At 51.3% G+C, this 14,663-nt stretch carries 13 protein-coding genes and 2 pseudogenes; 7 read left to right on the forward strand and 8 right to left on the reverse strand.

Translation table 11 applies throughout. The features are described 5' to 3' along the window. Positions 1-33: 33 nt before the first annotated feature. The 5 genes and pseudogenes from FFI61_RS03535 to FFI61_RS18040 form a co-directional block, all read right to left on the reverse strand. The gene (locus FFI61_RS03535) at positions 34-1,008 is read right to left on the reverse strand and encodes a GlxA family transcriptional regulator (protein WP_200369299.1); all 975 of its coding nucleotides are present in this window, start codon (positions 1,006-1,008) and stop codon (positions 34-36) included. A 129-nt stretch (positions 1,009-1,137) separates the two neighbouring features. Next, positions 1,138-1,515, reverse strand: a complete 378-nt coding sequence (locus tag FFI61_RS03540; RefSeq protein ID WP_200369300.1) for a RidA family protein — start codon at positions 1,513-1,515, stop codon at positions 1,138-1,140. A gap of 27 nt (positions 1,516-1,542) precedes the next feature. Then, complete coding sequence (locus FFI61_RS03545) at positions 1,543-2,886, reverse strand: NAD(P)/FAD-dependent oxidoreductase (protein WP_200369301.1); 1,344 nt, start codon at positions 2,884-2,886, stop codon at positions 1,543-1,545. Next, positions 2,834-3,397: an IclR family transcriptional regulator C-terminal domain-containing protein gene (locus FFI61_RS03550; protein ID WP_227714666.1), complete on the reverse strand. Its 564-nt coding sequence runs from the start codon at positions 3,395-3,397 to the stop codon at positions 2,834-2,836. The genes FFI61_RS03545 and FFI61_RS03550 overlap by 53 nt, the downstream gene beginning before the upstream one ends. A 51-nt stretch (positions 3,398-3,448) precedes the next feature. Continuing rightward, positions 3,449-3,610 (reverse strand): annotated as a pseudogene (locus tag FFI61_RS18040) (helix-turn-helix domain-containing protein); the annotation flags it as partial. A 221-nt stretch (positions 3,611-3,831) separates the two neighbouring features. On the opposite strand from FFI61_RS18040, the gene hutG reads away from it, so the two are divergent. The 7 genes from hutG (at position 3,832) to FFI61_RS03585 (ending at position 12,156) form a co-directional block, all read left to right on the forward strand. Then, positions 3,832-4,803, forward strand: coding sequence for a formimidoylglutamase (gene hutG, locus FFI61_RS03555; protein WP_200369303.1), 972 nt, complete (start codon positions 3,832-3,834; stop codon positions 4,801-4,803). Positions 4,804-4,844: 41 nt separating this feature from the next. Then, the gene (locus FFI61_RS03560) at positions 4,845-5,810 is read left to right on the forward strand and encodes a TAXI family TRAP transporter solute-binding subunit (RefSeq protein ID WP_227714574.1); all 966 of its coding nucleotides are present in this window, start codon (positions 4,845-4,847) and stop codon (positions 5,808-5,810) included. After that, the gene (locus tag FFI61_RS03565) at positions 5,803-6,273 is read left to right on the forward strand and encodes a DUF1850 domain-containing protein (protein WP_200369305.1); all 471 of its coding nucleotides are present in this window, start codon (positions 5,803-5,805) and stop codon (positions 6,271-6,273) included. Before FFI61_RS03560 ends, FFI61_RS03565 begins: the two co-directional genes overlap by 8 nt. 16 nt (positions 6,274-6,289) lie before the next feature. Further along, on the forward strand, positions 6,290-8,536 hold the full coding sequence (locus FFI61_RS03570; RefSeq protein ID WP_200369306.1) for a TRAP transporter permease: 2,247 nt from the start codon (positions 6,290-6,292) through the stop codon (positions 8,534-8,536). Between the two features lie 42 nt (positions 8,537-8,578). Then, positions 8,579-9,307, forward strand: a complete 729-nt coding sequence (locus tag FFI61_RS03575; protein WP_227714667.1) for an IclR family transcriptional regulator — start codon at positions 8,579-8,581, stop codon at positions 9,305-9,307. Positions 9,308-9,797: 490 nt separating this feature from the next. Beyond that, on the forward strand, positions 9,798-10,064 hold the full coding sequence (locus FFI61_RS03580; protein ID WP_200369308.1) for a hypothetical protein: 267 nt from the start codon (positions 9,798-9,800) through the stop codon (positions 10,062-10,064). A gap of 445 nt (positions 10,065-10,509) precedes the next feature. Continuing rightward, positions 10,510-12,156 carry a tetratricopeptide repeat protein gene (locus tag FFI61_RS03585; protein WP_200369309.1) on the forward strand — a complete coding sequence of 549 codons (1,647 nt, stop codon included), beginning with the start codon at positions 10,510-10,512 and terminating at the stop codon, positions 12,154-12,156. On the opposite strand, the gene FFI61_RS03590 is transcribed toward FFI61_RS03585, so the two are convergent. From FFI61_RS03590 to FFI61_RS03600, 3 genes and pseudogenes are all read right to left on the reverse strand, one after another. Beyond that, positions 12,143-12,982: an alpha/beta fold hydrolase gene (locus FFI61_RS03590; protein ID WP_200369310.1), complete on the reverse strand. Its 840-nt coding sequence runs from the start codon at positions 12,980-12,982 to the stop codon at positions 12,143-12,145. The genes FFI61_RS03585 and FFI61_RS03590 overlap by 14 nt on opposite strands. Before the next feature lie 277 nt (positions 12,983-13,259). Beyond that, positions 13,260-14,201 (reverse strand): annotated as a pseudogene (locus tag FFI61_RS03595) (5'-nucleotidase). A 97-nt stretch (positions 14,202-14,298) separates the two neighbouring features. Beyond that, complete coding sequence (locus FFI61_RS03600) at positions 14,299-14,628, reverse strand: hypothetical protein (protein ID WP_200369311.1); 330 nt, start codon at positions 14,626-14,628, stop codon at positions 14,299-14,301. Between the last annotated feature and the right edge of the window lie 35 nt (positions 14,629-14,663).

The following is a 14,663-nucleotide window of genomic DNA, read 5'->3' on the forward strand; positions in this document are numbered from 1 at the left end:
GTGACCTTTGCCCCTTCGGGGGCTTTTTTGTTGCTAATTCGAAGTCGTGGTGCGCAGCTTATGCTGCTTACGGTCTGCAGATGGAGTGCAGTTATAGATGGCGCGATAATTACGTATGAGTGCAGCAGAGGAGTTAAAACCACTACGCACAGCAATTTGAGTAATGCTGAAACTGGTTTCTCGCAATAGTCGCCGAGCGGCTGCAACACGTAGCAGCGTATAGTGACGGGCAGGAGTTGTTTCTAAAATTTCACGAAACTCCCGCTCCAGTTGTCTCTGGGACGTACCTACCTTTTTAGCAAGATCCGACATTGCTATTGGTGATTCAATGTTTGTTTCCATTACTTTAATCGCTTTGGCCAAGCGGGGTGCCCGGACGTCAAGCCGTGCGGAGGTGAATTCCCGTTGCTGGCTGCTTCCAGGGCGCTCTATGTCGAAAATCAAAAACTCTGCAACAGCAATAGCTAATTGCTCGCTATGATGCTGACGAATCACTTCCAGTATCAGATCCATTGCCGTGCTGGCACCGCCGTTTGTAATCCGATCCCGGTCTATAACATAACGATCGGCGCACACTTTGATTGCAGGAAAGGCCTCTTGAAACACCTCAAGCTCTGCCCAGTGAATGGTGGCTCGATAGCCATTCAGCAAACCCGCTCTTGCAAGAACAAACGGACCTGCATCCAAACCTGCGATTTGCGCGGCATAAGGCTTTAGGGTTTTAAGTTGTTGGATCAACTCTGGGGTGATGTAAGACTCATAGTTGTAACTGGCAAGAATAAAAAGAATATCCAGTGGTGCCGTGTCTGGAATGTTGGCAAGGCTCTTGTTTACAGGAAATGTCAGGCCACTTGTGCTTGAAACACTGCGCCCATCAAGCGAAAACAAGTGCCATTTGGCGACCGGCTGATCAGATAGATCATTCGCGGCTCTAAGAGGCTCAATCAGGTTAGAAAAACACAGATTGCTGAATTCTGGCAGCAGGAGGATGCCGTAGTTTTTGATCATGACATTGCTAACCCGAACTATGTTGTTGAATCCACTCGCAACTATCGCCTAGTTTACGCTGCTAGACACATAAAAGATTGTAAGGGGCTTGCTCCAGATTTGTTAATAGCTTGCGCAGTCAATGAATGCCTAATCTTTGATGGCTGCATAGACCACCAGCTCAACCAGCATTTCTTCTCGAGCAAGGCCGGCTATTACCAGCGCAGCACGGTTTGGATAAGGCTTCTCGAAGTACTCTGCGTAGATTCTATTAACAACCGGCAGGTGTGATCTGTCGGTGACATAAATCAAAACCTGTGTGACATCCGTTAGGTTTGCATTTGCGCATTCTAGTGTGTGGCGCAAGTTTTCCATGGTCTGGCGAGTTTGGGCTTCAATACCGCCGTCAACAACTTTCCCTTGGTCATCAATAGGGATTTGCGCAGTAAACAGTATCCCGTTACCAATGGTTGCCCACTCAAGCGGTGAGGGGGACGCGTACAAATCTGTTTTTACTGTTTTAATCATTGTTGCTCTTCCTTAGGTGGGTTTTGGTTAGCGTTCAGCACCAGCCAGCCGCCTTTCCACAGCGCTGACGAGGTTGAATCCAATGTGTCTAATTGGCTCAGGTGGCATCCAGCTAGGTACGCCCATGAGTTGGTTTACGTTTAAGCAGGGTTGGCCGGAAGCAAGATTGGCCAACTGCTGTCCCAGAAGTGTTCCCTTTAAAATACCTACACCGTTACATCCAATGGAGGCGAAGAGCCCTTTTTTAAGCTGGCCCCAAAGCGGGGCACCGTTTGCCGTAAGTGACGTGGTTCCGCCCCACCACTCCTCCAAACCATAGCTGCTCAGTTCAGGGAAGCGGCTTAACAGGCTTTGTTCAAGATAGTGCCGTGTGGAGTCATTGCCTTCCCGCTCGTAGCCGTAAAAGCCGCGTATTAGAAGTCTTCCATCGTCGGTGGTTCTTAGGGTGGAGCCAAGACGGTGGGCAGGTAGTAATCCCCATTGCCCTTCTGGTGCCAAGGCAGCGAATAAATCGGCTGGCAATTTTGGGGTGATTCCTGCATAGGTGAATATTTTGACGCTATAGGCATTGCCAAACCCCAGAGAGGCGGCAAAGGCATTGTTTGCCAGAAATACCTTTGGAGCTTGTATGGAGCCTTCGGGTGTTGTGGCCAGCCAGCCAGATGAGGTTTGGGAGAGGTGAACAGCTGGGCTTTGCTCATACAATTTAATGGTTGCAGGAAGGCTTCGTGCAAGATTTGAGATCAGTGCATAGGGGTTAACCAAGCTATTGCCTGGCAAACTAAGCCCAGCACGGTAATAGCTGCTGCCTGTCATTGACCTTAATCGCTCCGCACCCATCCACTCGAAAGGTTGGCCGCTTTTTTCAAGGAAGGTCGCTAAGGCTGATAAATTTCGCATGCCCCGATCTGTAGCTGCGCCTTTAAAAATTTTAGAGTTTGCCGTGACGGCTCCCGTATAGCCTATGTCACGCATGGCATCCTGCGTGGCCTGATAATGTCGGTAGAGAACCCCGGCAGCCTCAGGGGTGGCACCAGTGAAGGCGTGTTCGAGAACAAATCCCGAATTGCGGCCGGGGGAGCCTGCTCCAATGGTTTCCGCCTCTAAAACTCTGATATCACTATTTGGCTCTAACTTTGCGAGCTGGCGGGCTATGCCGATGCCAGTATAGCCAGCGCCGACAATGATTGCGTCGCAGGTTTGATATCCTGTAAGGCGAGGGTGTTTCAGGGACAGCTCAGACGGCTCATTCCAACCGCATGCGCGTTTATAATCAGGGTAGGGGGAGCTGCTTGTGTTCATCGTGGCTAGACTCTTTTTATCTGGGGTTTTCCAGCGGGTCGAAAAGGTTGTGGCTGATTGCTCTGGCACTGGCCAGAAGTGATTTCGTAAGGTGATCGTAATGTTCGTCGGACAACCTGGAACGCCGCAGGCAACAACTTAATGCGGCGATCGGTGTCTGGTTATTTCCGAAAACAGGGACAGCTACACCCGTAAATTCGGGAGGGTCAGTGCCTTCCACTCCGCAGGTGCTTTCTAGATGTCGGCAGTTGACGATCGCTTCCTGCACGCGCCCGCGCGTAATTCCCTTTGGACGTAGAAACGGCACTTCGTTGTGGTCAAGGATTTGTTTCTGCTCTTGCTTACTCATAAAACTAAGGATGGCGATTGACGCTTGCCCGATTCCGAAGGGAATACGGTCTCCCTTTTGGCGAGTGTAGCTTCGCGCTGGGTGTTGCCCATCAGCGATATCTAGACATAACACGTGGAAACCGTCAGGGATCATAAGAAAAAAGCTGTCACCTAAATTCTCTGCCATATCCAGTAGGTGCATGTGCGCGAACTTATCTAGGGCGGCGCGAGTCAGCTCGCTCCAGCTCAAGAGTTCCGGGCCGGGGTAGACAGGCCCACGACTAAGAGGTTGCCTAACAAGACGTAGATCTTTTAGGGCGCGAACCAAGCGATATACTGTTGGCGCGCTGAGGCCTGTTGAATTGGTGAGTTCGGCAATGGAGAGGCCGTGTTGCCCAGCTCTTATCACAAGTCGAAGCAGTGAGTAACTCCTGTCCAAAGTCTGAATTCCGCTTTCATACATACCAGTATTGCCCTTTTCGATTTCTCTGCCTGCTTCTAGTGTAACTGTACCCCTTCCTGTTCATTTTGGCTTATCGCAAAGTGAGAAATGTACCAAAATTTTACTGTAAAATTTCATATATAAACTTGATCTTCGCATATGGATAAAGCGTGGCGTTAGGGTGTTTAAATCTCGGTATCTATATGCTTATATGATCGAATCTTGAATTAGGGTTAAAGAGTATGGTCACGTTCAAGCCAGCATCAGAGTGGCGCGGAAGGGTAGATAGTGAGGAAGGGGTTGGTGCAACACGGTGGCATCAGAAGGTGTCGCTAGCGCCAAATTTACCCTTTGGACGAAACGCTGGAATACTTGGCTTCGCGTGCGACGCGGGTGTCCTTAGAAATAAGGGGCGCCCCGGCGCTGCTGCTGGGCCTGATGCTCTTCGGCGTCAGTTGGGGGGCTTGGCCTGGCACGGTGGTGATGACCTGTCGGTCACTGATCTTGGTACGGTCGAGGTCAGGGGTGACGCACTTGAACAGGGTCAAGAAGAGTTGGCGGCAAAAGTTGCTGAAGCACTTACGTCCGTGAGTCGCTTGTTGGTTGTCGGCGGGGGACACGAGACAGCTTGGGGGAGTTTTTCGGGTCTAGCAAAGGTGTACGACCCGACCACCACAAGAATTGGCATTATCAATCTAGATGCCCATTTTGATCTTCGCATGAAGGGGGAGCAGGGTGCATCGTCGGGGACGCCCTTCACACAAATAGCTGAGCACTGCGGGCAAGGTTTTTTTCATTACTGCTGCTTGGGTCTTGCTCGGACGAGTAATACCTCCTCATTGTTCGATCGTGCCCGTGCTATGGGTGTTAGTTATCGTGAAGATAGAGATATGAGGGTGGCAGATATTCCGGACGTTATAAAACAAGTCCGGGAATTTAGCCAAGGTTTGGACATGCTCTACCTGACCATCGACTTGGACGTGCTCCCTCATTATCAGGCACCTGGTGTTAGTGCTCCAGCGGCACGAGGTGTTGCGTTGGAAGTTGTGCAAGCTGTGATAGATGAAGTGCAGAAAATCGCTAAGACATTACCTTACGGCATGCCACTGGTAGAGATTTGCGAGTTAAATCCTGAATTTGATGAATCCGGCGTTACCGCTAAAACAGCGGCTTTGCTGGCCGACACATTGCTGTGTCAAAACTGCCGCTCGTAACGCGGTATCCCTAAGCTAAAACAGTAAAGGAAGTGAAAACAATGAAAAAACTGAAAACAATGCTTATGACTGCTGTCTTGGGAGCGGGTCTTGCAGCCGGAGCTGCTCAGGCGCAGGAGCGAGTGTTTTTCGGTATTGCTACCGGTGGCACTGGCGGTACCTACTATCCGCTTGGCGGCATGCTCGCTCAGGTCATCTCCAACAACGCCGAATTGGAAGGAAAGAAGCTGTCAGCAACGGCTGAGACCGGAAATGCTTCGGTTGCCAATGCCGGCCTGCTTGGGCGTGGAGATATAGAGTCAGCTTTTGTTGCAGCCGACATACTTGATGCAGCCTATAGGGGACAAAATCAGTTTGAAGGAAAGGCTCAGAAGAACCTACGAGCCTTGGGGGCTCTGTATCCTGAGGCAGTTCAGTTGGTGGCGCAGCCCGGGCTTAGTTCATTTAAAGACCTGAAAGGTCACTCTATTAGTTCAGGGTCACCAGGCTCAGGCCAGTGGCAACTGCTAGGGGACTTGCTGGTAGCTCACGGTATGACCCGTGACGATGTGACTGAGGATTACTCATCCTTCTCCCAGTCTGCAGAGAAGATCAAAGACGGTAACCTTGACGCCTCCTTGATCACTGCGGGATCACCAACCGCATCGATCCTGGAGCTTTCTAATGGACATGATATCAACATCATTCCGCTGACCGGCGAGCCGATCAAAAAGCTCCAAGAAACCCAGCCATATTATGCCTCTACGACTTTGCCAGGCGGCACTTATAAAGGCGTAGATAACGATGTTGAAACCATTGCCGTAAGGGCTATCTGGGCAACCCACGCTGATCTGCCTGATGATATAGCCTATGCAGTTACCAAGGCGCTTTACGAAAACACCGATACCTTGGCCAAGGTTCACGTTAAGGGTAAGGAAATTACTCCTGAAAGCGCGCTTGAGTCTGTCTCAATCCCTCTGCATCCAGGTGCAGCGAAGTATTTCCGTGAAAAGGGCATCATTGAATAAGCTAGCCCTGCTGCTGGCCGGGGCCTTTGCCCTGGCTGGCAATCTGCAAGCTGCAGGTCTTGAAATTAGCTATTACCGTGAAGGCAAGTTGCTTGCTTGCGTTTCTCTCGAGGACAAGGAGTTTGAACTTTCGTTCATCCACTCCGTGTCTCTTACGCCTGTCAAGGACTACTACCAACTGGTTGAATCCCCGGCTGGCGAACTGACGATTAACCAAACAGCAGAAGTTTTCATCGCCCATGGGCAAGGGCTGCCCTCACTGGTGAACGAACCAGATGCGAAGTCTTTCAAGCGCAGGAATGGCAAGTTCATTCTGGAAATGGATCGCGGTATAGGGCAGCTGATTGTTCGCACAGATCAGCGCTTTGAAAACAGATTGTACGTAGGAAACAGAAACATCAATTTGAACCAATGGCCGGACGGCGGGCTGCTGATTACTCCGGTCTCTAACTGCCAACCATAACTCAGAGTGAACGGGTATGAGCAACTCGAACAGCCAAGCGGACAACCGTTCTACGTCCAGCGGGCCTGAAATGCATCAAGCTGATCTTGATGAGCTGATTAAAAAATTTGATAACGAATCGAATTTTCGAGACTTGAAAGGAACTCTCAAAACACTAGTGACCATTACCTGTGTGGTTCTGAGTGTTTTCCATATTTATACGGCGGGATTTGGCCTACTCAACGAGATCACCCACCGTAACGTGCACATGGCCTTTATCATGGGGCTGCTTTTTATTGTGTTCCCGCGGCGGCCACCAAAGTACTTTAAACTAAATATAGTATTGAGTCTTGCCTACGGAGCTTTCTACGTTTTGATTGCCCATCAACTAGTTCAAGCTCTGGCTAGTGATATTCCAGCTTGGTGGGGATGGATGATCTACGGATTTGCCGGCTTTATGGCTCTGTCAGCTTTGCCTGTAGCTGCAATTGCAAATCGGAATAAACCCAGCTGGCTTGACTGGCCGTTAGTGCTGGCCGGTGCTGGTTTCTCTGCCTACTTGATTGTTTTCTTCAAAGACATCTTCATCGTTAATATCGGCTTCCCGAAAGCGTTTGACTACCTAATGGGCGGTATGGCGGTAATGCTGGTGGTTGAGGGTGCTCGGCGAACAATGGGAGAGTCGCTGTCCATAATTGGGGTTTTAGCACTGCTGTATGCCATGTTTGGCCCGTATTTGCCGGGTGTTATGGCTCATAGAGGCTACGACATTATTCGCCTGGTTGAGCATCTGTATTTAGGTACCGAGGGTATCTACGGCATCGCCATTGGTGTTGTCGCTACGTATGTATTCCACTTTGTGCTCTTTGGTGTTCTGGCGCAGGCTTCTGGTCTAGGCCAACTTTTCATTGAGCTGGCAACCCTGGTTGCGGGCCGCTATTCCGGTGGACCTGCCAAGGTATCTGTAGTTTCCTCCGGGTTCTTTGGCATGATTTCCGGTTCGCCGGTGGCTAATACCGTTACCACCGGGGCATTTACAATACCGATGATGAAAAAGTATGGCTTTAGTGGCCGCTTTGCCGCAGCGACAGAAGCTGCCTCTTCGTGTGGTGGTCAGATTACGCCGCCGATCATGGGCGCGTCTGCGTTTGTTATGGCAGAAATGTTAGGAGTACCATATAGCGAGCTGATTCTGGTTGCCATCATACCGGCTGCTTTTCACTACTTGGCAACCTTGTGTATGGTGCATTTTGAGGCTCGCCGATTGAACCTCAAAGGAATTCCCGAAGAGCAAATTCCTCGTTTCTCTTCAGTGCTAGCGAAACACTGGCATCAAGTAATTCCGCTAGTGGTGATGGTAACGCTTCTGCTAATGCAGTTTACCCCATTCTTGGCCGCGTTCTGGGGGATCATCCTGACCATTGTCTGCTCATACATCCCTCTTGTGCTCAGGCCAATAGGCTTTACTAAGCTAGATCATGAAAGCACTCTGACACCGAGACGTTTGATCGATGGTCTTGAAGAGGGGGCTAAACAGTCCATCGCCATTACTGCAGCTTGCGCCTGCGTTGGCTTTCTACTTGGTGTGACAACATTGACTGGTTTAGGGTTTAAGTTTTCTGGTGCTGTTGTCGGTTTGGCTAGTGACTTTGGCAGTACGCTGGCAGCCTTCATACCCTTCGATCTAGTGACAGAAGGGAGTTTGACACTATTCATCGCTCTGATATTGGTCGCATTGGCCTGTATTCTGATGGGTGCTGGGATACCAACCACGCCTACCTACATTATCCTGGCGGCCATTGTTGCTCCGGCGCTGGACGATTTTGGTATTGCCTTGTTAGCCTCTCATTTCTTCATCTTCTACTACGGAGTGCTGGCGGATGTGACCCCGCCGGTAGCCTTGGCTGCGTATGCGGGGGCGGGGATTTCTGGGTCTGACCCGATGAAAACTGGTGTCACCGCATTCCGGTTGTCTATGGGTAAGGCGCTTGTGCCATTGATGTTCATCTACGCGCCAAGCCTATTATTTCTCAACTTCACATGGTTCGAGTTCTCGCTTGCAATGCTCAGTGGCATCTTATGCATTGTAGCCTTGTCTGCGGCGTATATTGGATTCTTCAGTGCACCGATATCGAAGGTTGAGAAAACCTTGCTAAGCCTTGCAGGCTTGTCTCTGGTTGGTAACAATCCTTGGCTGATCCTGATTGCCAGTGCAGTAGTTTTAGCGATCCTTGGCAGGAATTACAGGGTAGGCCACGCTCATCCAGTGATTGAAACAGCATAGGAAGCATACCTCTTGAGTGAAAAGGACTATACCGCGCCGGCTTTGCAGAAGGGTCTCCTCATTCTGGAAATGTTTGATAGTAATTGTCGAACATTAAGTCAGGTTGAAATGGCTCAACACCTTGGCGTTAGCACGAGCTCTTTATACAGAATCGTGCAGACTCTCACGTCAATGGGTTATCTGAACAAGATCGGGACGAACACCTATACGCTGGGCACTCAAGTGGTTTCTCGTGGATTCAGCTACCTCGCCAGTCGAGAGATTGTTGAGGTAGCTGCGCCTTTCGTCACCAGGCTACGCGACAGTACGTCGCTTTCAAGTCATGTTGGCATTCGAGATGGCACAGAAGTGCTCTATGTCTATCGAGCTCTAGCTTTGCAAAGGGTTTCGGTAAACGTGCCCGTGGGCACTCGTTTTCCATTGCACACAACCGCTATGGGTCGGGCACTCCTGACGGGGATGTCACCAGTTGAGTTGCAGAACCTGTTTCAGGGACAGCGCTTAGATGGCTATCCTCGGCCAGCACCACAGTCAATGCCAGAGTTGATGGCGCTCTGCGAAAAAGAGCGCGCCCAAGGGTGGACTCGCCATTATTCAGATCATTCGACGGCACTGGCCATTCCTATCCGAAACTTTACTGGGCAGGTTATAGCGGCCATTAACATTTCTGGGCCAGACCCTGTAATGAACGCAGATGGGGTCAGAGAAACTTTGCTTTCTGAATTGAAGCATACTGCTGCAGAGGTCATGCGCCAGGTTGGCGGTATATAATGCGCGTAGTTGAACTCGGGTAATACTTTACAATCTGCTCGGCTGCTTTTTTGCAACTTCATACCCCTTGTTTTTGCTCTCACCCTGGCACTATGCGTGGTGCTGCCAACTAATCCAAGTAACACGCTGCACAACTTGCTCCCATCAAGGTTTAAGCGTAAATCAATCAGCACAAAATAGTTGATTAAGGTCTTGCGGCTGGTTGGCTGAGAACTGTTGTATTTTGGCATGAGCAGCACAGCTAGCATGCCAGTCATGCCGTATAGGCTCCCGTGGTGCTCGAGAGGAAGTTGGATGGCGCAATGTAAATCCTATCGGACTGCCTGTGTAACCATCCCCTAACTGACTTATCTATGTCGTCATCGCCGAGTCGCGCTGAAAGATTTCATGTGGGCGTCAATTCGCCAGCGCTTGGTGGTTTTGCGATTTGTGTAAGTATAGGTTTTCAGGCCTGTGAGTCTGATTACCAAACTTGAGAGGAGCACGAGTGATGAAAGCAAAACTACAAAAACTGATGACCGAAAAATCGGACTTTTTTAAGAGCCTAGCGAAAGCTATGTTGACCGCGATGGGACTGGCGATTCTTTTTGGGTGGATAGCGGGGGACGGAAATGCTTGGGGAAGCTTTGACTCAATAAGTTCCGTTGTTCTGCAAATGCTCAAAACGAAATTTGGGCTCGCGTTGTTTGCAACAGCAGGTGGCTGCCTCGCTGCGGAGTTAGTAAAAACAGCGCCATTTTGGGAGGAATTGAAATGAAGACTCTGTTAAGCAGCGAAATGAGAGTACTGGATGACAGAACATTGCTAAACCAGTCCTCCAATAGTGCTACATCATCGCATTTCTCACGTTTTAAACTGTGTTTTCAGAAGGTTACGTGGCTATCGATCCAATCCATCATCGGCGCGACGCAAAAGCGCCGGGATGGCTCTGGCCCGAGGTTTTCAGGAGTTCCTGAGGTGTTTTCTGAAGGGATGGTATGGATCATTTTTTACTCAACGCTGCCCGTTTATGGTCGCAACTCGAAGGTCGGCTTCCAGGCTGAAGGGTTCAATCGAAGGGACCACTTAAAGAGGGCAATTCTATCAGGAAACCGGCTTGGATGGCTTGTTGGGGACAACCAGTGTTACACCTGGGTTAAATGGTTGTGTTGGCTAAGCAGAATGTTGGTTGTCAGGGCTGCCACGGCCCGAGTGAAAAGCATGTGGATTGGGCAAGAGAGCAGGGGCAAGACCAGGTAGAAAAGGCCGGCCCTGCTGAGGGTATGGGCCTGCTGGTTGATTTTGGCGGGATGGCCCCTGGCAAGGTGGTCGAAGCCTGTGCCTATTGCCACAGCCGCCGCCAGAGCATTCAGGACGGGCAACATGCACACGAGGGCTATTTGGACAAAGCCTTGCCAGCGGTGCTGATGCCAGACATGTACCATGCTGATGGCCAAATTCAGGGCGAGGTGTATGTTTACGGCTCGTTTACTCAGAGCAAAATGGCGAAAGCGGGCGTTACCTGCCTGGATTGCCACGACCCACACACCACAAACCTGAAAATTGAGGGCAACGGTTTGTGTCTGCAATGCCACAATCCGGCTCCGCCCGAGCGATTTCCTACCCTTAAAGCATCGAATTACAACCTTGCGGAACATCACAAGCACCCGGAAAGCTCAGAGGGTGCGCAGTGTGTGAATTGCCACATGACCGATGAAACTTACATGATGGTTGATCCACGGCGAGATCACAGCTTCCGTATACCCAGGCCGGATTTGTCGATCACTTCCGGTAGCCCGAACGCCTGCAACAGATGCCACGAAGACAAATCTGCCCAGTGGGCCCTGGGCATTCTGAAAAAGTGGTACCCCGATAGTAAGAAGCCAGAGCACTTGGCAGATACTCTGCAGGCTTTCCGTGCCGGCGAAACGGATGCCATGAGCCGGTTGGGGCTTCTGATCAGGAAGACCAGCGAGCCCGCGATAGCGCGAGCAACCGCAGCAGAACACCTGAGCACCTTCGGTGGTGATTCAAGATTCTTTCTGCGTTCCGGGCTGTTTGATAAGGAGCCGCTTGTGCGCGCCTATTCTGCAGGAGCCTTTGCTCAGATACCGGTTGGCGATAACTTGAAAGTACTGGTGTCGCTGCTTGGTGCTGACCAGCCCAAGGCGGTTCAGGATCAGGCACTTTCAGCACTGGCTGGCGCAGATTTGAGCGGGTTGTCTGAGGCAGAGCGAAAGCGCTTTGATGAATTGAATTCGGATTATCAAAAGCGTCTCGAAAGCCTGTCTGCACTTTCCGGGTCCCGCTTTAATTGGGCAAATTATTTGCGGCGCTCCGGGAAAACAGACGAGGCGATCGCGCAGTATCAGAAATCACTTGAGCTGGATGCGACCTTCTCACCTGCCCGTGTGGCTCTGGCCACGCTGGCCAGTCAGGTTGGCAAGCAGGCGCTGGCAATGGAAACATTGCGCGCCGGGAGCCAGTCTGAACAAATACCTGACACCGACCGAGGGTACCTGGCCTACCTGTTATCGTTGGTTTTGGTGGAGGAAGGCCAGGACGCGGAGGCACTTCGCAGCTTTGAGTTGGCGTTAAAGCTTAACCCCGAGAACCCACGGGTTGCCTACAACTACGGGTTGATTCTGGTTCGCCAACAACAGTGGGCGCAGGCTGAGCGCGTGCTTGGGGCAGGCTTGCAGGCCCACCCCTCGGATTACAATGTGCTCAACGCCCTGGTGCATTTGCACCTGCAGAAGGGAGAGCTAAAGCAGTCTCTCGGGTTCGCCAGGAAAATGTTGGAGCTGTACCCGGATGACTCATACAGCCGCAATGTGGTGCAAAGGTTGGAACATGCTACTTCCAGGTAAGGTGCAAGTCACCCCGTAGAAACAGCAACGCATCTCTGGTCGTTTGCTCCGGTAGTTCCTCCATGGGGATATGCCCTGCGGTGGGGTAGACAATCAGCCTCGCCTTCGGGATATCTGCCATCCATTTGTCTGCAAGCTCCAGGGGAACCCGGGCTTCGATCATTTTCAGGGTTATAACGTACTGAGGCTTTGCGCCCGGGCGCAGGTTCATATGTACGTAGTGCATGTAATCCTCTTCGCGCACACGGCTTGAGTCGCCGTAAATCCAGGAAACGTTGAGAGCAACCATCCAGGCCGGTTGAATGTAGTTACCAACAAACGCGACGGGAGGGAAGGTGCCGAGGCTGAGTATCCAGGGAGTGTCTTGCGGGTAGCCGAAGGGGTCCAGAAGAATAAGCATATCGACCCGGCCAGGATTTTGGGCTGCATATCGTGCGGCAATGTAACCGCCTAGCGAGTTCCCTGCGAGCGACACGCTTCTCAAGTTCAACTTGTTCACGAATTTCTCGAAGGTAGCGGGAGCGTGCTCTTCGTCGAAATCATCCAGCTTGGGTGGCCCGCCGGTCAGGCCAAAGCCCGGCATATCCAGCGCAATTACACGGTGAGTTTTTGAGAGTTCGTCTTTCCAGGCATCCCAGGTTTGCAGAGACGAAAAGATTCCGTGCATCAGGATGATGGTGTTGCCTTGGCCGCGGTCCTGATAGTGAATGTTGTAGCCATTCACCTTTACGAATTTCGAGTATTCGTTGGTATATCGCTTTGCCAGATCCTCCATGTCCATGCTGATCAATCCACCCCAGTGGCTTAGGGTAGGCGCTGCCTTCATGGATGCGCCTATGGCTGAGCAGCCAGAAAGGGTAACAACCAGCAGCGGGAGAGCAAGCAGTGGAAACAGGCGGGAGTTCTTGAAATGAGGGGTGAGTATTGGTTCTTCCAGCGTTATAGAATCTTGACGCTAGCCTCGCAGTAAGCAGAGGTTAAACCATTGACGCAATTGACCTGAACTCTGGGGTAATTTATGTCATACCTTCCTAACCTATTGACTGTAAATGGAAGGCTGTGCTCCGTGGCCGCGTGAGGTACTGTTCAGTCTGTGCGCTCGGTCACAATAGGGTGTGAGATGCAACATTCGCCACCCCAAACGGAATATGCACCATAGGAATATCCCCGGCATCAGATTCCAGGTGAAATCGTTGGTCATCAAAGAACATATGAGGCTTGAGCACGTTCAAAATACGGTCTTTCTTCATTCCGCCCAGGAAGAAAACCTCATTGGCGTCCACGCCCCAATGTTCCAGCGTTGTAATCACCCGCTCATGGGAGGGGGCATTGCGGGCAGTCACAATGGCTGTTCGCAGTATTCGCTTATAAGCCGGGTCGTCCGTTAGGGCCTGGTCTTCCAGCTTTTGCAGGTGTGAAAGCTTGCGGAACAAATCCGCCAGCGGGCCGGGGCTGTGGGGGATTTGCGAGCGGGAGGTTTCGTGTTCCTGAAAGTCTTCCAGCGAGCCGGCCTTTTAGACCCGCTCTGAAGCGTCATCCGCAATCACGCCATCAAAATCGAACGCTATACGAAGCTCTGTATCCGCTTCATCATCCACCACCTTGCTTGGCAGCACAGTGCCAGCCGCATAGCCGTAGTCGATCGCTTGGGATACATCGCCAGCGTTCGCAGACAAGAACAGCGAGGCATTGAATGCCGGAATGTAGGCGTAGGGTGATTTGCCCTCGAGAAATGCCGCGCGGGTAATATCCAGGCCATGGTGATGAATGGAGTGGAATACCCGTTTGCCTGTGATCACAGAGTTTCGCGAGAGTAATACCACTTCAACCGGGCACTGCTCTGGGAACTTCTGGTTTATGCTCAAAAACCGCCTCACGAAAGGGAAGGCAACGCCTTTGCGTAAAGGCTTGTCCAGGTTGGCTTCCTGGTGTTTCCGGTAGGCCTTTTCCCCCTGCTCACGAAATACACGGTCAGACTTCGACAAATCAAACAGGGCGCTTGAGGCCACCGCGATCACGAGTTTGTCTTCTATGGGGTAGGGCATGGGCAAAAGGTTCCTTGCTGGTTAGCGTCAGGATTCAGCTTTTTTGGCGCTCTCATAGCTTGGCAACAGCGGCGCAAACACCTTCTCCCATAACACCTCATAACGCTTTCTTCAGGTCGTTAAATTTATCTTTAACGAATGCCAGAACTGCCGGGCAGTCGTATTTGCCCCAGCTCAGTTTGTCGCTTTTGCTGTCTTTTACATGGCCATTTACCGATAGCCCCATGCCTTCATAATCAAAGGTCAGGGCGTGGAAGCCCTGGGTGTTTAGCCAGCGGGCGAAGTCGTCGTACAAGTACTGGGCTACGCCGGTTGCCGGCGCAAGCACGCAAATACCCCGCACCTCGGCACTGTCGGCTGTAAATAGCCGCGCTGTCAGGTTGTGGCCGGCTTCTGTGGCAACACTATGGCTATCTGGCTGGTTCATTACTACTTCTCGTAGACTGATTATTTAAAGCTTGG

This window comes from Marinobacter sp. DY40_1A1, assembly GCF_016597815.1.
Lineage (GTDB): Bacteria > Pseudomonadota > Gammaproteobacteria > Pseudomonadales > Oleiphilaceae > Marinobacter > Marinobacter xiaoshiensis.

Coding starts and splice junctions, on each gene's coding strand:
- FFI61_RS03535 (WP_200369299.1), bottom strand. CDS start 1,008: ATGATCAAAAACTACGGCATCCTCCTGCTGCCAGAATTCAGCAATCTG.
- FFI61_RS03600 (WP_200369311.1), bottom strand. CDS start 14,628: ATGAACCAGCCAGATAGCCATAGTGTTGCCACAGAAGCCGGCCACAAC.
- FFI61_RS03560 (WP_227714574.1), top strand. CDS start 4,845: ATGAAAAAACTGAAAACAATGCTTATGACTGCTGTCTTGGGAGCGGGT.
- FFI61_RS03570 (WP_200369306.1), top strand. CDS start 6,290: ATGAGCAACTCGAACAGCCAAGCGGACAACCGTTCTACGTCCAGCGGG.
- FFI61_RS03580 (WP_200369308.1), top strand. CDS start 9,798: ATGAAAGCAAAACTACAAAAACTGATGACCGAAAAATCGGACTTTTTT.
- hutG (WP_200369303.1), top strand. CDS start 3,832: ATGGTCACGTTCAAGCCAGCATCAGAGTGGCGCGGAAGGGTAGATAGT.
- FFI61_RS03540 (WP_200369300.1), bottom strand. CDS start 1,515: ATGATTAAAACAGTAAAAACAGATTTGTACGCGTCCCCCTCACCGCTT.
- FFI61_RS03590 (WP_200369310.1), bottom strand. CDS start 12,982: ATGAAGGCAGCGCCTACCCTAAGCCACTGGGGTGGATTGATCAGCATG.